The sequence below is a fragment of the Streptomyces sp. NPDC093546 genome, assembly GCF_044765045.1.
Lineage (GTDB): Bacteria > Actinomycetota > Actinomycetes > Streptomycetales > Streptomycetaceae > Streptomyces.
Genome location: NZ_JBIWJG010000017.1, coordinates 62,731 through 84,935, shown reverse-complemented (window position 1 = coordinate 84,935; position 22,205 = coordinate 62,731). Strand labels below are relative to the sequence as shown.

The following is a 22,205-nucleotide window of genomic DNA, read 5'->3' as shown; positions in this document are numbered from 1 at the left end:
CACTGTCTGTCACGGCGGACTCGGTGCGCTGCACTGCGAGCCCGTCCCCAGTCTGGCCACCGTTGGCCCAGCGTGCAGGCGCAGCGGGGGCGAACGGGTGCCGACGGCCGTTTCCGCACCGGCGAGTGGGCCGCCGGATGGCGGGGCGTCCTCACCGGGGGCCCCTGATCCAGTGGCGCTTCCCCATGCCGGGCGCACCAGCTTCGGCGGCTCAGGCCGATAGGGGCTTGTCGCTGATGAGGGTCGCGGTGCAGGCCCTGGTGAGCTCGAGGAGAGCCTGGCGCTCGGCCTCTTCCGAGGCGAGGTCCCAGCGCGGCGGCGCGTCCCGTACCGAAGCCGTACTGCCGCCACCGGTGCACCACACGCTCATGCTCCCTGCGTCAGGGGCACACCAGCCGCGGTCCCGCGCGTACAGCCAGGCTCCGAAGTACCGGCGCTGCCACTGGCGCGCACCGTCGCCCGCGAGCCCGCGAGCCCGCGAAGCATCCCTGCGCCAGCTTTCTTCCCGCGTTCTCGTATACCGAGGCGGTCTCCTGCAGGGGCGCTGCGCCGCCTGTGGTCGCGGGAGTCCTTGGTGAGGTGGGTCTCGGTCCGTCAGCCAGGCCTCCATGGACCCGCGTACGCCGCCGCCGGCCGGAAGGTCGGCTTCCGGGCCCCGAGTACGATGCGCGCGGATCATCTTCCTCCCCTGAACGGAAAGGCGGCCGCGCCACCATGCCCGCCCCCCGGAGCCACCAGCCGCTCCCGCCCGCTGCCCCCGTACCGCGCCGCTGGTGGCAGACCGGCGTTGCCCGCGTCGGTGCGGTCGCCGCGGTGCCTGTGCTGGCGCTGCTGAACGACCGGCTGGGCGGGTTGGCGCTGCTGGTCGCCCTGGTGCTGCTGTGGTGGCGCAACCCCTGGCCCAAGGCGGGCCGGTTGGTGGCCTCGGTCGCGGCTGTGGCGCTCTTGGTGGCGGTGCTTCCGGAACAGCCGGACAAAGCCCCGGTACGGGCGGCGGACGCCGCCGACGCGAAGCCCGTCCCGCGCCCGAGCCTCATGCCGAGCACCTCGCGGACGGCGCCCGAGGCGACGATGCCCACCGTCCCCGACTTCACGGGCGACTCGCTGGACGTGGCCTTCCCCCGGTCACGGAAGAGGGGCTTCACGGTCACCTACCATGACGCCTCGGCGGAGAAACGGGAGGTGACGGCGCGTTCGCTGTGGAAGGTGTGCTTCCAGAAAGCGGGCGGCACCGTCGAGGAGCCGACGGTCGACTTCGCCGTCGTACGCAGGAAGGAACCGTGCCCCCGGGCCGAAGGCAAACCGGTCCCGTGGCCGGTGATGCCCGAGGTGGTGTGGATGACCTGGCGCACGGCCGTACCGAAGGTGGTGGGCGTGGGCGTTCCGGACAGCCGCCTCCGTGCCGAGGCGGCATACCGCAACGACGTACTGCCCGCCGAGGGCGAGTACGACGACTGGCGCGTCTGCCGGCAGGACCCGACGGAGGGCGAACCCCTCACAGACGAGGTTCATGTGGTGACGCTCTCCCTCTCCTCTCCCGGCAACGGCTGCCCGGCCCCGGACCAGGGTCGGGACGCCTACCTGCCGGACCGCGACGACGACGGGGACCCCGACTACCTCGACCCGTATCCGGGCGACCGGAACCGTACGAAGTTGTTCCCGGACGGACGCCCGAACGGCTCAGGTGGCTCAGGTGGCTCAGGTGGCTCAGGTGGCTCCGGGGGCGACGGCTGGAGCGCCTGCCGGCATACCCGCTGGTGTTGACGAGCCCGACCACGCCGTCGCGGGCGTCCGTTCCTTCTCCGCCTACCCGAGTCCACCGAGACGGAGGGCGTTCTCAATCTCGCTGAGTTTCGCGGAGGACAGAACGCCCGCTCGCTCGATCAGGTCGTCCCGGGACACGGTGGTCAGCCACGTGCAAGGGGTAAAGCCCGGACGCGGCAACGCGAACCGAAGCACGCCTTCAAAGGGCAGTCCTTCCACGGCGCCTACTGCCACTTCGACGCCCAGACCGGTGATGTCGGCACCCGCCCGAGCGACGACCTGCATCACCCGGATCCCGGACGCGTCGTCTCCCGACAGCAGCACGACCGGCCGCCGCTCGTCGAACTCCACCCACCAGACTTCGCCACGTTGCACATGTCCTCCTGACACAGGACGGCGGGCGGACGGACGCTCCGCGACCCCGACGCGCTGTGGAGACGGGTGCGGCCACCCGTTGATCATCGGTGTGTGAAGACAAACGATCACGCGGTGGCCGCAGGTCACAGCGTAGACCCTGCCCGCTGGCAGGAGGAGTTCGAGGGCCTGATGAGCCGGATAGCGGGACGGTTCACACGGGTCGAACCCCGGTTCCGGGTCCGGAAGTTGGTGCTCGGACTGCTGTCGGACCTACCGCGCAAGAACTGCTGGGCCATCGCCGAATGGGCCGGGGAGAGGACCTCGGACGGCATACAGCACCTGCTGGGGCGGGCCAAGTGGGACGCCGACCGGGTCCGCGGCGATGTGTGTGACTACGTGGTGGACCACCTGCACGGCGACCAGGCGGTAGTTGGTAGTCGACCAGACCGGGGACGTGAAGAAGGGCACCGGCACGGTCGGCGTCCAGCGCCAGTACACCGGCACCGCGGGCAGGACCGAAAATGCCCCGGTCGCCGTCTACCTGGTCTACGCCGGCCGGCGCGGGCACGCGGCAGTGGACCGGGAACTGTACATCCCGCGTTCATGGACCTCCGACCCTGACCGCTGCCGGGATGCCGGACTCGACCAGGACACCGCCTTCGCCACCAAGCCGGAACTGGCCACTCGTATGGTTGCCCGGTTCCTGGACGCTGAGTCGCTGGATCAAGATGGCGGGTGGAGGAGTTCTTCCAGTCGGGCAAGGGCCTGGCCGCACTCGACGAGCACCAGGTCCGCCGCTATGCCTCCTGGTCCCGCTGGGTCACCCTCGCCATGCTCGCGCACGCCTTCCTCGCCGTCGTACGCGCAGACGAGCACACCCGCCCCGCACCCGATGCCTTCATTCCGCTCACCCTGCTGGGATCCAGCGCCTGTTCATCACACTCGTTGTCCGACCCGTCCACGATGCCGCCCACCGGCTCGGTTGGTCCGACTGGCGGCGCCCGCACCTGGTCGAAGGCCCGCCGTACGGCGGCATTAGGCTGTGGATCATGCCGGACGACTCCCCTCTCATACAGAGTCTGCGCACCGCCGTCGCCGCCGCCCCCGCCGACGTCCCCCTGCGACTGCACCTTGCCGAGCTCCTGCTGGACGCGGGCCGCTCGGAGGCCGCCGTCGCCGAGGCGGCCGTGGCCCTGCAGCACGCGCCGGGCGACGCCCAGGCCCGGGACCTGATGGCCCGCGCGATGGGCATGCCGACCTCGCCGCAGACGCAGCAGCCGCAGCAGCCGCCGCAGACGCCGCCGGCGCAGCAACAACCGCGCCCGAGGCCCGGGTTCGACTGGAAGGCCGCCGAGAAGCAGGTCGGGGACGTCGTGCCGCCGCGGTTCGTCGAGGCGCCGCTCCGCTCGGACGGGCAGGACGACCCTGGGGACGCCGACGCGTGGGACGTCGAGGGGCCCGGCACCGTGCGGCTGGCCGACGTCGGCGGCATGCAGGAGGTGAAGGACCGCCTGGAGGCCGCCTTCCTCGCCCCGCTGCGCAATCCCGAACTGCGCAAGCTGTACGGCAAAAGCCTGCGCGGCGGGCTGCTGCTGTACGGGCCGCCCGGCTGCGGCAAGACGTTCATCGCGCGGGCCGTCGCCGGGGAGCTCGGCGCCGCGTTCCTGTCGGTGTCGGTCAACGACGTCCTCGACATGTGGATGGGTAACTCCGAGCGGAACATGCACGAGGTTTTCGAGACCGCCCGCCGCCAGGCGCCCTGCGTGGTCTTCCTGGACGAGCTGGACGCCCTCGGCGCCAAGCGCAGCCGCAGCGCGCACAGCGGCATGCGCAACACGGTCAACCAGCTGCTCACCGAACTCGACGGCATCGACTCGGCGGCGAACGAGGGCGTGTTCGTGCTGGCCGCCACCAACGTGCCCTGGGACGTCGACCTCGCCCTGCGCCGCCCCGGCCGGCTGGACCGGACGATCCTCGTCCTGCCGCCCGACGCCGCCGCCCGGGAGGCGATCCTCCGCTACCACCTGCGGGACCGGCCCATCGAGAACGTCGACCTGGGCAAGCTGGTCAAGGCCACCGACGGCATGTCCGGCGCGGACCTGGCGCATGTCTGCGAGGCGGCGGCCGAGCGGGCGCTGCTGGACTCGGCGCGCACCGGAACCGTCCGCATGATCGGCATGAAGGACCTGCTGGCCGCCGCGAAGGAGGTCGTCCCGTCCGCCGAGCCGTGGTTCGCCTCCGCGCGGAACGTGGCGATGTTCGCCAACGAGGGCGGAATGTACGACGACCTGGTCGCGTACCTGAAGAAGAGGCGCAAACTGTGACCACCGCCGTGCACCCCGCCGTGGAGCGGGCCGACCTGCTCATCGACCTGAAGCGGTACGAGGAGGCAAGGGAACTGCTGGCCCGGCGGCTCGCCGAGGCCCCGGAGGACGTACGGGCCTGGGTGAAGCTCGCCCGCAGCCACCTGTGCGACGAGAAGGACGGCGCCAAGGCCCTGGAGGCGACGGAGCGGGCGCTCGCGCTGGACCCCGAGGACATCGGGGCGCTGGTCATGCACGCGCACGCCCTGCGGGAAGCGCGCCGCTTCCTGGAGACCGAGGAGGTGCTGCGCGAGGTGATCCGCCTCGCCCCCGACTACTGGCACGGCTACGCGCTGCTCGCCAACTGGCTCTGGCGCATCAAGGCGCTCCGTTCCGCCCAGGCCCACGGCCACATCCGGCCCGAGGACCAGAAGGCGGCCCTGCGGGAGTCCGCCGAACTGGCCCAGGAGGCCATCCGGCTGGGGCCGGAGGAGGTGTACGCCTACGAGGTGGCGTGGGTGATCGCCGACCTGGCGGGTGACCGGACGGTCGCCGACCAGCTCGACGAGGCCATCCTCCGGCTCGACCCGCACCACGAGCAGGCCCTGGAGCGGTGGACGAAGAGGGCGGCGGCCACCCCCGGCGTCAAGGCGGCGGAGGCCGCCACGCTGTACGCCGACGCGCTGGCCTCCGCCCCCGACTCGGCTCCGATGCGGCAGGGCCTGGACGAGGCCTCCTACCGTCTGCTGCGCGGCGTCCGCTGGCTGGCCCTGCTCTGCCTGGCCCTCGCCGCTGTGGGCATCGACCTGTACGCGACCGAGGGCGAGACCCAGCGGGAGCTGCCGCTGCCGCTCGGCCAACGGCTCTGGGACCTCGTCCCGATGACCGTCGTCTGGGCCCTCGGCGCCCTGCTGAGGTACCGCCGCCTGCGCGCCGGCGTCCGCGTCAACCTGCGCTCCCTCGTACGGCGCCGCACATGGCCGCGGATCGTCCTGGGCCAGGCGGCGTGGGCCATGCTCTGCGCGCTGCTGATCACCCAGGTCCCCTGGACGGAACGTACGGTCCCGCATGTGCTGTTCTGGGCAGGCCTGGTGCCGGCGGTGGCGACGATGTGGTTCGACCGCACGAAGACCGGTTGAGGCGGGAGCGTACGGGCGCCGCTCAGAACGCTCGCCGGGCGAGTCGGCGCCCGAAATGCCTCATACGGGGTGTCTCCCCGCGGGCATGGAGAGCGATGAGCAGCGCATCGCCGAGCCCGGGCGCGTGGTCCTGGACGCCGCCGCCAGGGCACGCGCTCGGTGTGACCGCCCCCGGGCCCGCGGGGCGCCATCTCGGGGGTTGTCGAGGCCCACGGAGGCCTCCCTCTCCCCCGACCGATAGGCGAACCGGCGGCCCGCAGGACGCGGACCGCCAGTGGCTTGGAGCTGTCGCGGCACGGAGCCGTCGTTGGTACGGAGCTACTGGTGGTGCGTGACGGCCGGCGCCGCGTGCTCCGGGGGCGCGGGACGGCCCCCGGGCGCGGGTGCTAGAAGACGCTCACGCCGTAGGCGCTCAGGGCCTCGGTGACCGGCTGGAAGAAAGTGGTGCCGCCGGAGGAGCAGTTGCCGCTGCCGCCCGAGGTCAGACCGAGCGCGGTGGTGCCCGAGAAGAGGGCGCCGCCGCTGTCGCCGGGCTCGGCGCAGACGTTGGTCTGGATGAGGCCGTAGACGACGTCGCCGTTGCCGTAGTTGACCGTGGCGTTCAGGCCGGTGACTGTGCCGCTGCGCAGGCCGGTGGTGCTGCCGCTGCGCTGCACCGACTGGCCGACGGAGGCGTTGCCCGCCCCGGTGATGTCCCGGTAGGAACCGTTGTAGAGGTACACGCGGCCGTCCGCAGCCGAGGCGTTGGAGTGGCGGATGATGCCGTAGTCGTTGACCGGGAAGCTGGAGCCGGTACGCGTGCCGAGCACGGCGGTGTTGGCCGAGTTGGTGTACCAGGTGCTGCCGCTGTTGGTGCAGTGACCGGCCGTGAGGGCGTAGTACGTGGAGCCGCTGCGGACGTTGAAGCCGAGGGAGCAACGGCCGCCGCCGGCGTAGATGGCCTGCCCGCCCGCGATGAGCTTGTTGAACGTGCCGGGGGTCCGCTTGACTTCCAGGGCCTCGCTCTTGTTGCCGAGAGCCTTCTTGATCTTGGCGAGCTCGGCGGCCGAGACGGTGGAGTCGGCGGTCAGGACGAGCTTGCCGGACGCGGAGTCCGTGTACCACGCGGTACCGGGGACGTCGGCTCCCAGGACCGCGTCGCTCGCTGCGGCGAGCTGCGCGGTGGTGGCGCGGGGCGCGGGGGCCGAGTCCGCCGCGGCGCTCGGAGTGGCAAGCGCGGCGGCGGTCAGCAGGGCCGAGGCCACGGCGGTCAGCCGCAGGCCTCTCGCGATGCCACCGTGGGGGGTGAAGCGCTTGATGTTCACTGCATCCTCCATGGATGTCGAGGACCCGTGGGGTGTACGGGCCCACCAGCAGCCGCCGCAGACGCACAACGGGGGCTCTCCGTCATGGGCCTGACAAGCGGTCGATACGGATCCTGTACTCCGCTTCGCTGCGGCAACAGAGCACCTTTCGGTCGCGCTACACGCGTTCAGCGGGCACGGGAAGCCGGACACCCGGGCCCGGCGCTCGGCCGGGAGTACGTTCCGCTTTCCGTCCGTCCCGCCCCTATCGCGCGGTTGGCCGAAAGGTGACAGGCGTGGAGTTTGCCGTTGGCAAAGGCTGCGGTACTGGTCTGGAGCCGCTTGGGTCGCCACACGGTCAGTTCAGTCTTCAATAAACGGACATGTTGCTGCAGTGGCGCTTGCAACCACAACTGACGGGTGAGGCGCCAGCCGCCCACACCGCCGTCAACACGATGGCCGGATTTATACGGTCCGCCGTACGCAGCGAGAGCGACGGCACGCGTCATGCTTCGTCAGCCGCCGCGGCCTCCCGTATGCCTTGATCGCTCCGATTCGCTCCCCGGCATGCCGTGGCCTGATCACGTCCCTTCCACCCCGGACGGGAATTCCGGTGGCAGGGCAGGAGCCGCAGACGGACCCGCCGCCGGCGACGCCGTGGACGTTCACGGGACACTCGCCGGGCGAGATCGACGAGGTCGCCCTCCTGCCCGGTGTCGAGGGCGTGAAGGCCAGCAAGCAGTTCTACGTCGGCCGGGGCCTGACCGTGGCCAAGAGCTTCGGTGGCAAGTACGCCGAGTTCCGCCCCGGCGCCACCAGCTCCTCCAGCTCCGTCAAGCTGGCGCTGTACAAGCGCCGCGGGCTGGCCAAGGACCTCGGCGTCCCCGCCGACGGCACCGGCTCGCACCGCATCGTCCTCGGCGGCACCGGCGGCACCTTCGCCGACCCGGACGGCTTCGCCTGGGAAGCCGCTGCGTGACTCGCCCCACCGTCCACGACGTTCACACCGTACGAGAGGAACCCGCCATGGCGTCCACGAAACCGTCCGCTGAGAACTCCGGCACGACCACCGAGAAGTACGACGGATTCACCGCCGAGGAGCGGGCCGCGATGAAGGAGCACGCACGCGAGCAGAAGAAGGCGGCGGCGCGGCGCGGTGCGTCCCGGGCGGAGAAGGAGGCGGCAGCGGAGCGGGACGTGCTCGCGAAGATCGCCGAGATGCCGGAGGCGGACCGCGTGCTCGCCGAGCGGATCCACCACATCGTCAAGACCACCGCTCCGGACCTCGCGCCCAAGCTCTGGTACGGGATGCCCGCGTACGCCAGGGACGGCAAGGTCGTCTGCCACTTCCAGAGCGCGGAGAAGTTCAAGACGAGGTACGCCACGCTCGGCTTCAGCGACCAGGCGGCACTCGACGACGGCGCCATGTGGCCGACCGCCTACGCCCTGAGGGAGTTGACCGAAGCCGATGCACAGCGCATCAGTGCACTCGTCAAGAAGGCGGCGGGCTGAGGCCCGCCGGGGCAGATCCGGCAGGCCGTGGGCGGTCGAGGACGGGACGGCAGAAGGTGCCTCACCGGCTGCCGGGGCCCGTCGGGTGGCCGGCCTCCTGGCGAGGAGGCCTGGAACGGTCCCTTCCGGGTCGGTTCGCAGCGCGGGGCTGACCGTCGCCACGTTCGTTGATCATCACGATGGGAGGTCGGACAGCGGCCTGCTGTACAGCGCCCTCCCCATGGGAGAGCCTTCGCCGGTGACATGAGCGCGGATGGACGCGATGTAGTCGTCGCGGCCGATGCGTCCGTCGCCGTTGGTGTCCAGGGCCGTGAACGCTGCTTCGGCGTTGGTGGCGGGGTTGTTCAGTGCTGTGCGCAGGGCTGTGAACTCGCCGAGGTCGAGGGAGCCGTCGTGGTCGGTGTCGGCGAGGTCGAAGAGCGCGCCGAGGACGGGTGCGCAGACGGTGTCGAACGCCTCGGCGCCGGCCCATGCCGTGTACTGGTCGAAGGTCATCTTTCCGTCACCGTCGGCGTCCATCGACGCCCAGGCGCGCTCGCCGAGGTTGCGTGCGCTGACAACGAGCTGGTCGTCTTCCTCGAGTCCCATCGCTCGTGCCACGTTCCCGGTGCGCTCCATGTATTCCTCCCTGGAGACGATTCCGTCTCCGTCTGCGTCCAGCATGGCGAAGACGAGCTTGTGCGCGGCTGTTTGGTCCATCGTGGTTCCTTCCCTCGCGGCGATCGAGCGTGAGTGCTTCGATCCGAGTGGTCTGTCCTACCCCTCGGCCTGATGATCAAGGCGCCCCCTTGGGGGGCGCGGGGGTGTTTCCCCACGCGCACCGCGCCTCGTGCGCTCGTGGTGTGACTCAAGGAGCCGGGGACGGCACAAGCGTTCGTGTCGCCGGCGTCCTCGTCGTCAGGCTGTCGGGCCGGGTCGTCGAGGGCCGCGGCGAAGGGCTCGCGGCCCGTCGGACCGTTGCCGCCCTGCCCGCTCAGCTGCCCACCGCGTGCCTCTTGTCGGGGCTCAGGGGCAGCAGCGGTGAGGCACAGCTGGAAATCAGGCCGTGAGGCAGGCCACGGTGGGCACTCCCGCGTCCGGGGGGATCGCATGCGGGTGCGGGGTACGGCCGAAACGGAGGGAGGCGGGGAATGGCCCGGCAGCCGGTCGGTGGCCGGTAATCAACGCCTTCTGACCTGGCCCGGGCACACCACCCGTTGGCCGGGCCCGCCGCTGGAGCCGTAGGGGTGTGGTTTTCCGCAGGGTGAGCGGTGTGGAAAACAGCGTGGGATCGGCTGGCCATCCTCATACCGGTGTTGAGCTGCGGTTTTTAGTTTGGAAGGCAGCCGGGGCACTTGTCCCGGTCGACCGGTCCAACGGCTTGGAGATTCACATGCAGCTCATGTCCTTGGCTCTCGCGCAGGAACCCGCCGGCGGCGTCGCCGGCTGGGCCGTCGATCTCGTCGGCACCATGGGGGGTCCCGGGGCAGGCCTGGCCATCGCGTTGGAGAACCTCTTTCCGCCGCTGCCGAGCGAGGTGATCCTGCCGCTGACCGGGTTCGCCGCCGGGCAGGGGGTTCTCACCGTGGCCTCGGCGCTGTTCTGGACCACGCTGGGATCGGTTGCCGGAGCCGTGGTCCTCTACTGGATCGGCGTCCTCTTCGGCCGTGAACGCGTGCACAGGATCTGGGCCAGGCTGCCCCTGGTGAAGGCTTCCGACCTCCAGCGCACGGAGAAGTGGTTCGCGAAGCACGGCACCAAGGCGGTCTTCCTGGGGCGTATGGTGCCGATCTTCCGCAGCCTCATCTCCGTCCCCGCTGGTGTCGAGCGCATGCCCATGGCCGTGTTCGTCATGCTGACCACGCTCGGCAGCCTGATATGGAACTCAGTGCTGGTAATGGCCGGTTACTGGTTGGGGGACCAGTGGGAGGTGGTGGAGACGTATGTCGGGATTCTCTCCAAGGCCGTGCTGCTCCTGGTGGTCGTCGCCTTCGCGGCCTACGTGGCCGTACGGCTGCGGGGCCGCGCCCCCGCCCGGCACCGCCGCTCTTCATGACTCCTCACGGCCGCTCCGGCACCGTGGCCTCGCCCAGCGCACGTCCTGAGCGATCTTGCTCCGGCTGGGCAGCCACACTAGGCTCGGCCCTCGTGCAGGGGGAATCCGCGGGCAGCGCCACCCAGGGCGAGAGCCATGCCCCAGCAAGCGTGCAAGCCTCCTGGCCGCGTCGCAGCGTCGGTACGCTGCTCGGTTGCGTCACGGCGTTATGCGGCTCCCTGTATTTCCTCGTCGTCGGGACCGCGCTCGGCCCCTTCCTCCTGTGGCCGCTCACGCGTGCCAGAGCCCTCGGCGTCCTTGTGACCGCAGCCCGCCGGCTGGCAGGCCTGGAACGGGTCCGGCGGGCCGTCTTCTTCGGCGACCGCTTCCCCGAGCATTACCGGGCATCCGACCGGAAGATCCTTCGCTACGTGGCGGTCCGCGCCTACACAGGGATGCTGTGCGGCGTCGTGATCGGGCTGCTGGGTTTCGGCATCGTCCTGGCGGTCCTGCTCGCGCGGGGAATAGCCCGGCAGAGCGTGCACTGGGGCGAGTTGCCGATCCAGGTGCTCCTGGGTGGTGTGCTGCTCTTCCTCGACATCCAGGGGCTGCGCTCGCTCACCGCCCTGGACGCGCGGATCGCCCGCGACTGTTTCGGCCCCTCCGAAGAGGAACTGCTCCAGCGGCGCATCCTTGAACTGGCCACCAGCCGGGCAGCGGTCGTACAGGCCGTGGACGCCGAACGCCGACGCATCGAGCGGGACCTCCACGACGGAATCCAGCAGCGCCTCGTGGCACTGGGCATGCTGCTCGGCCGGGCACGCAGGAAGCGCAGCCCCGAGCAAGCAGACGCCCTGCTGCGCCAGGCACACCAGGAATCCCAGGACATCCTCGCGGAACTGCGCGAAGTGACCTGGCGGGTCTACCCCTCGGCGCTGGACACTCTCGGGCTCAAGGAGGCGCTGGGCGGGGTGTCCGAGCGGTGCGCCATCCCTGTCCGTACGGAGTTCGACGTCGGCGGGCCTCTGCCGCAACCGGTCGAGACCGCCGCCTACTTCGTGGTGTCGGAGTCGGTGAACAACGCGGCCAAGCACTCCCGGGCCACGGCCGTCTCGGTGCGGGTGGTGCTGCGCGGCAGGGTGCTCGCGGTGCGGGTCCAGGACAACGGCAGGGGCGGCGCGAACCCCGCGGGCAGCGGGCTGAGCGGGCTGAGCAGCCGGGTGGCCGCGCTGGATGGCGTCCTGCACGTCGACAGCCCCGCAGGGGGACCCACCACCATTACCGCGGAGCTGCCATGCGCCTGATGATCGCCGAGGACTCGACCCTGCTGCGGGAGGGGCTGGTCCGGCTCCTCGTCGAGGAGGGGCACGAGGTGCTGGGTGCCTTCGGCGACGCCGGTGGCCTGCTGGAGGAGGTGGGATCGCGGCGGCCCGACGTCGTCGTCCTCGACATCCGGATGCCGCCGACGCACACCGACGAGGGTCTGCGGGCCGCGGTGGAGATCCGCGAGCGGTGGCCGGAGGTCGGCGTACTGGTGCTGTCCCAGCACATCGAGCGCAACTACGCGGTCCAGCTGCTGGCCTCCCACGCGCAGCGGGTGGGGTATCTCCTCAAGGACCGCGTCGCTCAGGTCGAGGAGTTCCTGGACGCGTTGGAACGCATCCAGGCGGGAGGCGCCGCCCTCGACCCCGAGGTGGTGCGCCAGCTCGTCATCCGTACGACGCACTCAGACCCGCTGGCCCGCCTCACACCCCGCGAACGCAGCGTCCTCGAAGCCCTGGCCCAGGGGCACACCAATGCGGCGATCGCGCAGAAGCTGCACATCTCCGTGAGCGCGGTGGAGAAGAACCTCAACACGATCTTCGAGAAGCTGGAGCTGTCGCACACCACCGGTTACAGCCGGCGGATCCTGGCGGTCCTGAGGTACCTGGAATCGTAGGACGCCGCTCGCGCCTCACGCGTTCAGGCCGCCGCCGAAGTCGCGCACCACCCGGGTCGGCCGGGGCTTTCAGAGCGTGATCGCGTTCAGGGCCGCGGGGGCCGGCGACGGCGACGGGCTCGCTGCGGCGGCGTTCGGTGCGTACTCGCGCCAGGCCGTGTACAGCCTCCGTACCGCCTCCGACAGCACGTCGGGGGCCAGGAGGAAATGCAGCCGCAGGCACCTGGTGCTGCCGCCCAGGGTGTCCATCGTGGCGCCGGGCAGCACTGCCACTCCGTGGCGCAGCGCTACCTGGGTGAAGGCGACACCATCGCCGTACGGGAGGTGGACCCACAGGGTCTGGCCGCCCGCGGCGGGCGGGCAGCTCCAGGACGGCAGCATGCGGGTCAGTTCGGCCCGGAGGTGGTCGTGGGCCGAGCGCAGGGTCCGTACCCGGGAGGCCAGGATCGGTTCGTACTCCTCCAGCAGCCGGCCGGCCACCAGTTGCGCCGGCACGTCGCTGCCCAGGTCGTGGATGGCCTTGAGCCGGGCCAGCCGGGAGATCAGTGCCGCAGGACCTCGTACCCAGCCGATCCTCAGTCCGCCCCACACCGCCTTGCTGAGCGATCCGACGCCTATGACCTCGCCGTAGGAGGACAGGGGCGGCTGCGCCGGTCCGGGTTCGAACGCGAGGTCGGCGAGCACCTCGTCGTCGACGAGCGGCACTCCCAGGCGGTTGGCCGCCTCGACGAGGCGGCGCCCAGGCAGGGGTGGCAGTACGGTGCCGGTCGGGTTGTGGAAGCGAGGGACGACGTAGGCGAGGGCGGGGCGGTGACGTTCCATCACCTTGACCGCCTGCGTCACATCGATGCCGTCGGGTCCCACGGCCACCGGATGCGGCAGCGCCGCCGCCTCCCGGAGCAGGTCGAGCGCTCCCGGGTACGTCGGCGACTCGATCAGCACCCCGTCGCCGGGTGCGATCAGCAGCCGGATCAGCAGCGCCAGGGCCTGTTGGGCGCCGGTGGTGACCAGGATCTGCGCCGCATCGGTGGGCACGCCTCGTCGTGCGTACCGTGCCGCGATCGCCGTCCGCAGGGCCGGCAGCCCGGCCGGGTGATAGCCCAGATCGCCGTCCGGCAGGGTCATGGTCCGGTAAGCCCGCGCCAGTTCGGACGTCGGCCCCAGCGGTGCCGCGCAGCTCAACAGGATCACGTCGTCCGGTGCCTCCAGCAGGTGCAGGAAGAGCGGGTTGGACGTCTCACGCACGCGGGGGCGCGGCGGAAGCGCGGCGGAGGCGACGCGTGTTCCGCTGCCCTGGCGTCGCACCACCCGCCCCTCCTGGCGCAGCGTGTCGTACGCCGTCACGACCGTCGTCCGGCCGACCGCGAGCGCGGCAGCAAGCCGCCGGTCAGGCGGCAGTACGGTCCCGGCGGGCACAAGCCCCTCGTCGATCAGCTGCCGAAGGCGGGCGGCGAGGAGGAGGTACAGCGGACCCCGGCCCGCAGACCAGCGGCCGAGGCGGGCGACAAGGTCGTCCAGGGGAAGAGGAATTGGCTCCATCGCCAGACCAATCTGCCGGGATTGGCCCTGTGACCGCAAGTGGCTTTCCCCTTCACTGGGTTGCATGAGCCACGACACCGCAGCACTCCGGCCCGAGACCCTCGCCGTTCACCCTCCCCACGTCCCGGTCACCGGCAGCACGCCCCTGGGCGTCCCCCTCCACCAGGGGCACGTCTTCTCCTTCGACAGCGCCGACGCGATGGCCGACGCCTTCCACTCGCCCGACGCCTTCCTCTACAGCCGCCTCGGCAATCCCACCGTCCGCGCTCTGGAGGAAGCCGTCGCACGCCTGGAGGGCGGAGCCGCCGCCCTCTCCTACGCCTCCGGTATGGGCGCCGTCAACGGTGTTCTGCTCGGGCTGCTCTCCACCGGGGACCATGTCATCGCACAGCGGTGCCTCTACGGCGGTACGTACGCGATGCTGACCGACCTCGCCGCGCGCTGGGGTGTGGAGGTGACGTACGTCTCCGGGACCGACGCCGAGGAGGTGCGGCGGGCGCTGCGGCCCCGGACGCGGCTGCTGTACCTGGAGACCATCGCCAACCCGACCACCCGGGTCTCCGACCTGCCCGCCCTGATCGCGGTCGCCGCCGAGGCCGGCGTCCCCAGCGCCGTCGACAACACCTTCGCCTCGCCGCTGCTGTGCCGGCCGATCGAGTACGGCGCGGACATCGTGATCCACTCGGCGACGAAGTACCTGGCCGGGCACGCGGACGTCCTCGGCGGGATCACCGTCTTCAAGGACACCGAACTGTACGGCCGTATCCGCCACTACGCGATCGAACAGGGCGCCATCACCGACCCGTTCGCCGCCTGGCTGACCCTGCGCGGCCTGCAGACCCTGCCGCTGCGCATCGAGCGGCAGAGCGCGAACGCGCTCGACCTGGCCGGCCGGCTCGCCGCGCACCCGGCGGTGGCGGCCGTCCGCCACCCGGCGCACGCCGGGCACCCCGACCACGCCGTCGCGCGGCGGCTGCTGCCGAAGGGCGGCGGCGGGGTCGTCTCCTTCGACCTCGCGGGCGGGCGCGAGGCGGGCCGTACCTTCATCGAGGCGGTACGCCTGGCCGCCCTGACCGCCTCCCTCGGCGATGTCCGGACCCTGGTGATGCACCCGGCCTCCACCTCGCATCGCCAGCTGGACGCGGCTGCCCTCGACGCGGCCGGCATCGGCCCCGGGACGGTACGGATGTCCGTCGGGATCGAGCACGTCGAGGATCTGTGGGCGGATGTGGAGCAGGCGCTGGACCGCGTGACGAAGGCTGCCTGAGCAGGCGCCGGGCGGGCGCGGGCTGGTCCACACGCTTCCGCCGCCAGGCGGCTCGGCCCGGCCCGCCCGGCAGTCGCGGCACGGAGGTCGACGACGTCATCATGTCCCGCACCCGAAAGGCCGGCTACGACGGGCCGCTTCACATGGGCGTGGATCGCATGACCGTCGGAGATCGGAGCCACCGCCGTCGACGTCCGCCGGTCGATACCCGCCGCGGGCCTGCCGGACCTGGACAGCCCCGAGACCCGCCTCTCGGGGGTGTCTGGAGGCCGGACGGCCGATCAGGCCGCCAGGTTGATCCGGCTGCCGCCGGCCTGCTCCCGGAGGGCTGCTTGCAGGCGGTCCCGGACCGCGATCTGGGCAGCGATGCGCTCGTTGAGGACCGTCAGCCGGTCCAGCGCCACCTGAAGGCCTTTGTCCGATGGCGGTGCCGCGGTCACATCACCGTCCAGGCACGGCAGGAACACGCGAACGTCGTCCAGGATCAAACCGACGGAGAGCAGGTGACGGATGTTGCGGACCCGCACCACCGCCCGCTCGTCGTAGAGGCGGTAGCCGTTGGAGGCACGCTCGGAGGAGATCAGCCCGGCCTGTTCGTAGTGCCGCAGCGCACGTGCGGTCGCCCCGGTCGCCCTGGCCAGATCGCCGATCCGCATCCGTCCCACCTCCGCCTCCGCCTCGTGGGCCACTCCTGTCGCGTTGCTCACGCCACGACGGCGCCGCCGTCGACCGGGAGTACGACTCCGGTGATGAACGACGCCGCCGGAGCGGCAAGTTCGGTGATCGCCCAGGCTACCTCCTCGGGTCGTCCGATCCGGCCCAAGGGGGTGTGCGCAAGCTGCCACTCCCGCACCGCAGCCATCCGCTCCGGCGTCAGGCCCTGGTGCTCACCGATGGGTGTGTCGATCGCGCCGGGGGCGACCGCCACCACCCGGACCCCGCGAGGCGCCAGCTCGACCGCCCAGCTCCGGGTCAGCAGCTCCAGAGCCGACTTCGTCGCCGCGTAGACGGAGCTGCCGGGAAACGCGCGCTGCCCCACCGACGTACTGACATTGACGATCACTCCGCGCGACTTCTCCAGAGAGGGCAGCGCGGCCTGGGCGAGCAGGATCGGAGCGACGAGGTTCGTGTGCAGCTGAGCGGTGATCATCTGCGGGGACAGCTCGCCCAGGGCACCGCTGCGCACGATGCCGGCGTTGTTGACCAACACGTCCAGTCGGCCGTACGCCTCCAGCACGGCGTGGACGATCCGCTCGGGCTCCCCCTCAGCAGTGATGTCCGCGGGCATCGGCACGATCCGCTCGTCCCCTGCCGCTGTCTCCTCGAGCGGTTCGCTCCGTCGTCCGATCGCGACCACGCGCGCCCCCTCGGCGGCGAAGACGCGGGCGGTCGTCCGGCCGATGCCGGTACCGGCTCCGGTGACGACGACGATCCTGCTGGTGTGCGGTGCGGTGATGTCCATGCCGGTCATCGTGCAACCCTGCCGCCAATGGCAAGGTCAAGCCGCTGGAGGACCTGCTGGGCGACAGCCGGACGTGGGCGTGCTCGGCCATCGGCCGCCGCACCGCCTGCTCGGCTGGGCACCCTCGGCGTTTCGGCCACCGCCGGTCCGGGGCCGGCCCTTTGCGCGGGAAGGGTCGGTGCACCGCACATGATCCGCCGCGCGCTCTATTGCACGGTTCGCGGTCCGACCGAAACACAGGTGTTCGAAATTCCGGTGGGGTCGTTGAGCTTCATGACCCAGCCGCGACGGACAAGGGGGCCACGTGACCTCGGCCGACACCCACGAGAAGCAGGACACCGCGCCGCCCTTTCCACCGCCGGCGGAGATCACCTACAGCGGGCAGTACTCCGTCAACCCGCTCGCCGAGGTGTCCTTCCGGCGGATGTGCGCGCAGATCCCGAACGTCCTGCGCAGGATCGCCCGGTTGTCCTGGCGGGTCGACCGCCGCGCGGTGCAGCTCCTGCTCTGCTGCCAGGTGCTCACCGGTGTTTCGGCCGCCGTCCTGCTGACCGCGACCGCCGCGGCCATGGAACCGATCCTCTCGGACAACGCCGTCGCCGACCGGCTGCGCAGCGCCCTGCCGGCCCTGGTGGTGGTGGCCCTGGCTGCTGCCCTCGGTCGCGCAGCGGGCTCCGCGGCCACCTACGCCGAGCGGCGGATCACGCCGCGGCTGACCACGGAGATGGACACCGCCCTGGTGGAAGCGGTGTGCCGGGTGGAAGCCGCTGCCTACGCCGAGAACGGGTTCTCGGACCGGCAGGAGGCCGCCGAGATGGGCGTGATCCGTACGCATGTGATGGTCAGCGACGCCCAGCGGTTCATGTCCGCCCTCATCCGCATGGCCACCGCGGGCGGCGTCCTGTCGGTGCTGAACGTGCTGATGCTGCCGCTGCTGCTGCTCGCCGTCCTCCCGGCCGGCATCGGCGCCGTACTGACCGCCCGGGTGGACTACGAAACCCACTACGCCAACGTGGCCGACCGCAACGTGCGCGGCATGATGCGCTGGTGGTCCACGAATTCGAAGTACGGGGACGAGGTCCGCGCCAACTCGATGACCGACTACCTGGTCTTCTGGTACCGCGCCCTGTCGGACCGGTGCGATCGGCGGACCCTCGCCGCCACACCGCGGACCTTGCGAATCTCCCTGCTCTCGTCGCTGGCCGGCGGCTTCTTCCTCGTCGTCACCTGGGCGGCGCTGGCCTGGCTGGCCGTGACCGGGCGGATCGAACTCGCCGTCGCCGCCACCGCCGTCGTCGCGGTGCAGACGACGCTCGCCGCCCTGTCGCAGGTCGTCATCAACGGCGCCGCGGTCTTCCACACCAGCCTGTACCTCGGCGACATGCAGTCCTTCCTCGACGACGGCACGGACCGTGCGCCGAGGCGCGGCCCCCGCACCGTGACCGCTCCGGTCGAGGAGATCAAGGTCGACGAAGCCGTCTACCAGTACCCGGGCAAGGACAAGCCCGCCGTGGACGGCGTGTCCCTCACGCTGCGGCGCGGCGAGATCCTCGCGATCGTCGGGGCCAACGGTTCGGGCAAGTCCACCCTGACCCGGCTCCTCACCGGGATCTACCTGCCCGACAAGGGCAGGGTCACCTGGAACGGCACGGACCTCGCGGACGTCGATCCCGCCACCGTGTGGGCGAACACCGGTCTCGTCCCGCAGATCTTCGCCCAGTGGCCGCTGCGCGTCCGGGAGAACGTCACCCTCGGCCAGCCCCGCAGCCACGGCGACGGAGCCGTGTGGGAGGCCGTCGACGCCGTCGGGTTGCGCGAAGCCGTCGAGGACCTGCCCGCGGGCCTGGACACCCTCCTCGCCCGCGACGTGTTCGGCGGATCGGAGCTCTCCGGTGGCCAGTGGCAGCGCATCGCCTGCTCGAGGGCCCTGTACCGCCGTCCCGGCCTGCTGATCCTCGACGAGCCGACCTCGCAGATGGACCCCCGCGGTGAGCACCAGATCTTCGAGCGGATCAAGGCCATCGCCGCCGAGCGCATCACCATCGTGGTCACCCACCGCCTGGAGAACACGAAGATCGCGGACCACATCGTCGTGATGGAACACGGGCGGATCACCGAACACGGGCGTTACGACGACCTCGTCCACGCCGGCGGAACCTTCGCCGAGCTTCTGCGTCTGTCGCAGGACCGATGACCTGGAGGACACCGACGGCCTTCTCCACGGGCGTCGTCGCCTCGCCCGCAGCGATGCCGCCGAGCGCTGCTGCGCCCTTCACCCTTGACCGCTCCTACTCATGGGAGGACCTGTTGCCGGACGTCGAGAAGCACACCGCCGAGGTCTGGGCCGCCTACGGGGAACACCAGCTGGCCCGAGGCGTCGAGTCGCCCGAGCTGGACCGGTGGAACTGGGGCGTCGCGGACACCGGACCGGACATCGAGGTCTTCGGTCAGGTGAAAGGGCTTCGCGTCCTCGACCTCGGCAGCGGGCTCGGCCGGCATGCCGCCCGCCTGGCCGCCCTCGGAGCCTGGGTGACGGCTGTGGACGCCTCACCCTCGCAGCACCGGCGCGCCCTCGCCCGGTACCCGGACACACCCGGGCTGCGCCTGGTGTGCGCCGATGCCGTCGCCCATCTGCGCGAGGCCGCCCCGTACGACCTCGTCTACTCCGTCAACGGCTTGCCGTTCCTGGACCCGAGTCGCGTCCTGCCCGCCCTCGTGAACGCCCTCAGGCCCGGCGGGCGCCTGGTCTTCTCCGCGCTGCACACCAACTCCGCCGGCGAGGGGCCCTCGGCCGCCCTGGCTCCCCGCCCCGAGATTCTGCGGTGGCCGGGCACCGAACGGGAGCACCTGGTGCACATGTGGGTGCTCGCACCGCAGTTGTGGGAGGACCTTCTGGTCGAGCATGGCCTCACCGTGGAGACGGTCACGGCGGTCGATGCCCCGCAGCCGGGCAACGCCGTGTCGTACCGGCTGTACGTGGCCCGGCGTCCGGAGCGGGTGCCGAGCCGGGCCCGTACGACCGCGCCGCCTCGGCGGAACGCTGTCGTGGGCGTGGGCGTGATCGTCCACGGTCCGGACGGTGTGCTGCTGGGCCGCCACCGGAGCGGCACGTGGGAGCTCCCCGGCGGAACCGTCGAGCCCGGCGAGACCCTCGCCGAGGCCGCGGTACGCGAACTCGCCGAGGAGGCCGGCCTGGTGACGGCTCCCGGAGACGTACGGCTCCTGGGCACTCTTCTCGACCACGTGGGCGACGTCGTCCGGCTGACGGTGCCTGTCGTCGCCGGCAGCTGGACGGGCACCCCACGGCAACGGGAGGAGGTCATCGGAGGCTGGCGATTCTGGCCTTTGGACGCGCTGCCCCAGCCGTTGTTCGTGCCGAGCAGTCAGTGCCTGGCGGCCTGGGAGCCGAGCCTCCCGCTCGACCATCCGTCCGCCGTGTTCCAGCCGTACGCCGGTCCCGCGTCGGCGTAGGCCGGCGAAGGCGCCTGCTGCCCGGCTGCCGGCGGCTCGGCGCGCCGAAGGCGGTACGCGCTCGCGGCCGCCGCGGGAGCGGCGGTGGTCGCCCTGGTCACGACGTTGGTGTTCCAGTTCACCGGGGACGAGCTGCCGGAGGGGTGGAAGCGGTACGACGAGTACCGGATGCAGCTCTCCGTGGCGGCGCCCGGGGACTGGAAGATCACCACCGAGGGCACGCCCCGCCGTCTCAACAAGACGCTCGTCGTGGTCGCCTCCCGCCAGGAGCGGCTCACCCTCACGGTCTCCCTGCCCGCCGGGAAGCAGGCGGAGAAGACGGCCGACGACCTGCTGAGCAAGGCGCGCGGTCGGCGTTCGAGATCCGCGACCTGTGAGGACGCCCGGCGGATCGCCCGGCCCGAGCCGCGGGAAGGGCGATCCGCCGGGCGCGTGACCGGCGACGCCGGAGGCACTGCCCGCCGCTCGGGGTGCCACTCGCGCAACGGCACGCCGCGCTCGGCGAACACCGTGCTCGGGAAGCGGTGTTGCGTACGCGGTTCAGGTCAGGCCTTGCCCATGTGCTCCACCGTGCGGTGCCCCAGTTGCCGCCCGAGCGTCGCGTAGAAGTCGGTGGACAGGGGTGGCCAGCCCCAGAAGTCGAAGGCGAGGGCGCCCACCGCAAAGGCGGAGTCCCACTGCCACTCGATGACCGGCACCGAGGCACCGCAGGCGGGGCAGGGGGCGCTGCCTTCACCCGTGTCCTTCCAGGTGGCGAGGGCGTCCTTGAACGGCTGCCAGGCCATGTCGTCCGGCTCGAACTTCTCGGGGTAGTCGATGATCACGGTTCTGCTGTCGCACCGCGGGCAAACGGCGTACTCCGCCGCGTCCGTTCCCTGGCCACCGACGTGGTAATCGCGCCCGACGATGACGGCCACCGGGCCGGGCAGCCAGTCCGGGTCGGACGAGTCGGCGACGGCCCGCGTCCAGTTGGGGCCCGGCACGTAGCCCTCGTCCACGGTCAGGCTGTACATCCCGGTACTGGACCGTTCACGCGTGATGAGTCCCTCGCCGACCATCCAGGCGACCATCCGCTCCGCGAGCGGCCCGGCCTCCTCGCCGGTCACCTCGACGTCCACGATCCGCTCGAAGAAGTCACCCATCGTCTCCCCCTCGTATCGACCTCGGCCTCGGACACTGTGCCACCTGCCACTGACAGCTCAGCGGCAGCCGACCCCTACGGTCGCTTTGCCGGGACCGGCTGGAGTCCGGGCCAGGTGGTCCTCGCTTTCGCGGCATGCCCGCTCGACGAGCGCGTCGCCGCGGAGCAGCCAGCCGGCGCACGCGTCTGCGAGGCCGCCTTCGACCTCGGCACCGGTGGTGGTGCGCCACGCCGTGCGGTAGGCGCGCTCCGCCCGTTCCAGCAGGGGTGCCGGCGCCGAGGTGACACACCAGCAGGTGGGGAAACCGATGCGCAGGTAGGCCAGTTCCGTCAGGCCGCTGCCCAGTGAGGCCTGCTCGAAGTCGATGAATCGGACGCCCGTGGTGGTGTGGAGGTCGTTCCCGGGACAGGGATCGCCGTGGAGCAGCGCATGACCGGGGGCGGTGGCGAGCCGGCGTACGAGGGCGGCGAGTTCGTCGGGGACACCGGGCGTGACAGGCACCTCCAAGGCCACGGCCAGCCGGAGGAAGGCGTCGGTATCGGCCTCGTTCGGGCCCTACCATCGGGGAAGCGCCTCCGCGTCCTCCGGACGGGCGGTGGCGTGCAGTCGTGCCAACGCGGCCGCGTAGTCGACGATCCAGTCGCCGGTGTTCCAGATGCTCCAGCACCAGCACCCGCTCGTCGGGGTCGGTGGCCAGCAGTGCGGGCACCCCGGGAGGTTCGGCTCGGGCGGCGAGCCGCAGGGCGGCGACCTCGCGGGCGTACCGCTCGTCGGCGTCGGGGCCGTCGACGATCTGCTTCACCACCGCCGACGTCCCCGGCAGCTCGACGCGCCACACACACGAACGCGGGCTACTGTCCAGTCGGCGGCTGCGCCGGGGTGCTCCCAGCGCGGCCCGCAACCCGTCCCCGAACGCCGGACGCGACCACATGGGCTCATCCTGCCACGTACACACGTGCCGGGGGCGGGTGGTCCAGCCGTGGGAATTGCTGGTCGAGACCCGGCCCATGCGG

19 protein-coding genes and 3 pseudogenes are annotated in these 22,205 nt (G+C 71.4%); 13 read left to right on the top strand and 9 right to left on the bottom strand.

Features of this window, described 5'->3' with window-relative positions:
* Positions 1 to 211: 211 nt before the first annotated feature.
* The gene (locus ACIRNI_RS28445) at positions 212 to 370 is read right to left on the bottom strand and encodes a hypothetical protein (protein ID WP_403555681.1); all 159 of its coding nucleotides are present in this window, start codon (positions 368 to 370) and stop codon (positions 212 to 214) included.
* Positions 371 to 714: 344 nt separating this feature from the next.
* On the opposite strand from ACIRNI_RS28445, the gene ACIRNI_RS28440 reads away from it, so the two are divergent.
* Positions 715 to 1,764: a hypothetical protein gene (locus ACIRNI_RS28440; RefSeq protein WP_403555679.1), complete on the top strand. Its 1,050-nt coding sequence runs from the start codon at positions 715 to 717 to the stop codon at positions 1,762 to 1,764.
* A 42-nt stretch (positions 1,765 to 1,806) separates the two neighbouring features.
* Here the strand turns inward: ACIRNI_RS28440 and ACIRNI_RS28435 are convergent, their stop codons facing one another.
* Positions 1,807 to 2,139 carry a type II toxin-antitoxin system PemK/MazF family toxin gene (locus ACIRNI_RS28435; RefSeq protein WP_403555677.1) on the bottom strand — a complete coding sequence of 111 codons (333 nt, stop codon included), beginning with the start codon at positions 2,137 to 2,139 and terminating at the stop codon, positions 1,807 to 1,809.
* 171 nt (positions 2,140 to 2,310) lie between these two features.
* Here ACIRNI_RS28435 and ACIRNI_RS28430 point away from each other — a divergent pair.
* The 3 genes and pseudogenes from ACIRNI_RS28430 to ACIRNI_RS28420 all read left to right on the top strand — a co-directional run.
* A pseudogene (locus ACIRNI_RS28430) lies at positions 2,311 to 3,128 on the top strand (IS701 family transposase); the annotation flags it as partial.
* Positions 3,129 to 3,170: 42 nt separating this feature from the next.
* Positions 3,171 to 4,445, top strand: a complete 1,275-nt coding sequence (locus ACIRNI_RS28425) for an ATP-binding protein (RefSeq protein ID WP_403555760.1) — start codon at positions 3,171 to 3,173, stop codon at positions 4,443 to 4,445.
* Positions 4,442 to 5,563 (top strand): tetratricopeptide repeat protein, encoded by a 1,122-nt coding sequence (locus ACIRNI_RS28420; protein ID WP_403555675.1) that lies wholly within the window; start codon positions 4,442 to 4,444, stop codon positions 5,561 to 5,563. Before ACIRNI_RS28425 ends, ACIRNI_RS28420 begins: the two co-directional genes overlap by 4 nt.
* A gap of 386 nt (positions 5,564 to 5,949) precedes the next feature.
* On the opposite strand, the gene ACIRNI_RS28415 is transcribed toward ACIRNI_RS28420, so the two are convergent.
* Positions 5,950 to 6,867 carry a S1 family peptidase gene (locus ACIRNI_RS28415; protein WP_403555673.1) on the bottom strand — a complete coding sequence of 306 codons (918 nt, stop codon included), beginning with the start codon at positions 6,865 to 6,867 and terminating at the stop codon, positions 5,950 to 5,952.
* A 646-nt stretch (positions 6,868 to 7,513) separates the two neighbouring features.
* Here ACIRNI_RS28415 and ACIRNI_RS28410 point away from each other — a divergent pair.
* Positions 7,514 to 7,825: pseudogene (locus tag ACIRNI_RS28410) on the top strand (glyoxalase); the annotation flags it as partial.
* 47 nt (positions 7,826 to 7,872) lie between these two features.
* The gene (locus tag ACIRNI_RS28405) at positions 7,873 to 8,358 is read left to right on the top strand and encodes an iron chaperone (protein WP_403555672.1); all 486 of its coding nucleotides are present in this window, start codon (positions 7,873 to 7,875) and stop codon (positions 8,356 to 8,358) included.
* 174 nt (positions 8,359 to 8,532) lie between these two features.
* Here ACIRNI_RS28405 and ACIRNI_RS28400 read toward each other — a convergent pair whose 3' ends face one another.
* Complete coding sequence (locus tag ACIRNI_RS28400) at positions 8,533 to 9,057, bottom strand: EF-hand domain-containing protein (RefSeq protein ID WP_403555670.1); 525 nt, start codon at positions 9,055 to 9,057, stop codon at positions 8,533 to 8,535.
* A 673-nt stretch (positions 9,058 to 9,730) separates the two neighbouring features.
* On the opposite strand from ACIRNI_RS28400, the gene ACIRNI_RS28395 reads away from it, so the two are divergent.
* The 3 genes from ACIRNI_RS28395 to ACIRNI_RS28385 all read left to right on the top strand — a co-directional run bounded on the left by ACIRNI_RS28395 (position 9,731) and on the right by ACIRNI_RS28385 (position 12,311).
* The gene (locus ACIRNI_RS28395) at positions 9,731 to 10,393 is read left to right on the top strand and encodes a DedA family protein (protein WP_403555758.1); all 663 of its coding nucleotides are present in this window, start codon (positions 9,731 to 9,733) and stop codon (positions 10,391 to 10,393) included.
* Positions 10,394 to 10,692: 299 nt separating this feature from the next.
* On the top strand, positions 10,693 to 11,676 hold the full coding sequence (locus ACIRNI_RS28390; protein ID WP_403555668.1) for a sensor histidine kinase: 984 nt from the start codon (positions 10,693 to 10,695) through the stop codon (positions 11,674 to 11,676).
* The gene (locus tag ACIRNI_RS28385) at positions 11,667 to 12,311 is read left to right on the top strand and encodes a response regulator (RefSeq protein WP_403555666.1); all 645 of its coding nucleotides are present in this window, start codon (positions 11,667 to 11,669) and stop codon (positions 12,309 to 12,311) included. Before ACIRNI_RS28390 ends, ACIRNI_RS28385 begins: the two co-directional genes overlap by 10 nt.
* 69 nt (positions 12,312 to 12,380) lie before the next feature.
* Here the strand turns inward: ACIRNI_RS28385 and ACIRNI_RS28380 are convergent, their stop codons facing one another.
* Positions 12,381 to 13,850 (bottom strand): PLP-dependent aminotransferase family protein, encoded by a 1,470-nt coding sequence (locus tag ACIRNI_RS28380; protein ID WP_403555664.1) that lies wholly within the window; start codon positions 13,848 to 13,850, stop codon positions 12,381 to 12,383.
* Positions 13,851 to 13,914: 64 nt separating this feature from the next.
* Here ACIRNI_RS28380 and ACIRNI_RS28375 point away from each other — a divergent pair, with 64 nt between their 5' ends.
* Positions 13,915 to 15,117, top strand: a complete 1,203-nt coding sequence (locus ACIRNI_RS28375; RefSeq protein ID WP_403555662.1) for a trans-sulfuration enzyme family protein — start codon at positions 13,915 to 13,917, stop codon at positions 15,115 to 15,117.
* 281 nt (positions 15,118 to 15,398) lie between these two features.
* Here ACIRNI_RS28375 and ACIRNI_RS28370 read toward each other — a convergent pair whose 3' ends face one another.
* Both ACIRNI_RS28370 and ACIRNI_RS28365 read right to left on the bottom strand, forming a co-directional pair.
* Positions 15,399 to 15,773, bottom strand: a complete 375-nt coding sequence (locus ACIRNI_RS28370; RefSeq protein ID WP_403555660.1) for a MerR family transcriptional regulator — start codon at positions 15,771 to 15,773, stop codon at positions 15,399 to 15,401.
* A 47-nt stretch (positions 15,774 to 15,820) separates the two neighbouring features.
* The gene (locus ACIRNI_RS28365) at positions 15,821 to 16,588 is read right to left on the bottom strand and encodes an SDR family NAD(P)-dependent oxidoreductase (protein ID WP_403555658.1); all 768 of its coding nucleotides are present in this window, start codon (positions 16,586 to 16,588) and stop codon (positions 15,821 to 15,823) included.
* Positions 16,589 to 16,883: 295 nt separating this feature from the next.
* On the opposite strand from ACIRNI_RS28365, the gene ACIRNI_RS28360 reads away from it, so the two are divergent.
* The 3 genes from ACIRNI_RS28360 (at position 16,884) to ACIRNI_RS28350 (ending at position 20,656) form a co-directional block, all read left to right on the top strand.
* Positions 16,884 to 18,773 carry an ATP-binding cassette domain-containing protein gene (locus tag ACIRNI_RS28360; RefSeq protein WP_403555656.1) on the top strand — a complete coding sequence of 630 codons (1,890 nt, stop codon included), beginning with the start codon at positions 16,884 to 16,886 and terminating at the stop codon, positions 18,771 to 18,773.
* The gene (locus ACIRNI_RS28355; protein WP_403555654.1) at positions 18,770 to 20,050 is read left to right on the top strand and encodes a bifunctional class I SAM-dependent methyltransferase/NUDIX hydrolase; all 1,281 of its coding nucleotides are present in this window, start codon (positions 18,770 to 18,772) and stop codon (positions 20,048 to 20,050) included. The genes ACIRNI_RS28360 and ACIRNI_RS28355 overlap by 4 nt, the downstream gene beginning before the upstream one ends.
* Before the next feature lie 84 nt (positions 20,051 to 20,134).
* Positions 20,135 to 20,656, top strand: a complete 522-nt coding sequence (locus ACIRNI_RS28350) for a hypothetical protein (RefSeq protein ID WP_403555652.1) — start codon at positions 20,135 to 20,137, stop codon at positions 20,654 to 20,656.
* On the opposite strand, the gene ACIRNI_RS28345 is transcribed toward ACIRNI_RS28350, so the two are convergent.
* Both ACIRNI_RS28345 and ACIRNI_RS28340 read right to left on the bottom strand, forming a co-directional pair.
* On the bottom strand, positions 20,596 to 21,192 hold the full coding sequence (locus ACIRNI_RS28345) for a hypothetical protein (RefSeq protein ID WP_403555650.1): 597 nt from the start codon (positions 21,190 to 21,192) through the stop codon (positions 20,596 to 20,598). The genes ACIRNI_RS28350 and ACIRNI_RS28345 overlap by 61 nt on opposite strands.
* Positions 21,193 to 21,291: 99 nt before the next feature.
* Positions 21,292 to 22,123, bottom strand: a pseudogene (locus ACIRNI_RS28340) (phosphotransferase family protein); the annotation flags it as partial.
* Positions 22,124 to 22,205: the final 82 nt, after the last annotated feature.

Excerpts from the sequence above, each read along its gene's own strand:
- ACIRNI_RS28345 (WP_403555650.1), bottom strand. The coding sequence starts at position 21,192 with ATGGGTGACTTCTTCGAGCGGATCGTGGACGTCGAGGTGACCGGCGAG.
- ACIRNI_RS28445 (WP_403555681.1), bottom strand. The coding sequence starts at position 370 with ATGAGCGTGTGGTGCACCGGTGGCGGCAGTACGGCTTCGGTACGGGAC.
- ACIRNI_RS28425 (WP_403555760.1), top strand. The coding sequence starts at position 3,171 with ATGCCGGACGACTCCCCTCTCATACAGAGTCTGCGCACCGCCGTCGCC.
- ACIRNI_RS28400 (WP_403555670.1), bottom strand. The coding sequence starts at position 9,057 with ATGGACCAAACAGCCGCGCACAAGCTCGTCTTCGCCATGCTGGACGCA.
- ACIRNI_RS28375 (WP_403555662.1), top strand. The coding sequence starts at position 13,915 with ATGAGCCACGACACCGCAGCACTCCGGCCCGAGACCCTCGCCGTTCAC.
- ACIRNI_RS28355 (WP_403555654.1), top strand. The coding sequence starts at position 18,770 with ATGACCTGGAGGACACCGACGGCCTTCTCCACGGGCGTCGTCGCCTCG.
- ACIRNI_RS28395 (WP_403555758.1), top strand. The coding sequence starts at position 9,731 with ATGCAGCTCATGTCCTTGGCTCTCGCGCAGGAACCCGCCGGCGGCGTC.
- ACIRNI_RS28370 (WP_403555660.1), bottom strand. The coding sequence starts at position 15,773 with ATGCGGATCGGCGATCTGGCCAGGGCGACCGGGGCGACCGCACGTGCG.
- ACIRNI_RS28385 (WP_403555666.1), top strand. The coding sequence starts at position 11,667 with ATGCGCCTGATGATCGCCGAGGACTCGACCCTGCTGCGGGAGGGGCTG.
- ACIRNI_RS28380 (WP_403555664.1), bottom strand. The coding sequence starts at position 13,850 with ATGGAGCCAATTCCTCTTCCCCTGGACGACCTTGTCGCCCGCCTCGGC.
- ACIRNI_RS28405 (WP_403555672.1), top strand. The coding sequence starts at position 7,873 with ATGGCGTCCACGAAACCGTCCGCTGAGAACTCCGGCACGACCACCGAG.
- ACIRNI_RS28440 (WP_403555679.1), top strand. The coding sequence starts at position 715 with ATGCCCGCCCCCCGGAGCCACCAGCCGCTCCCGCCCGCTGCCCCCGTA.
- ACIRNI_RS28365 (WP_403555658.1), bottom strand. The coding sequence starts at position 16,588 with ATGACCGGCATGGACATCACCGCACCGCACACCAGCAGGATCGTCGTC.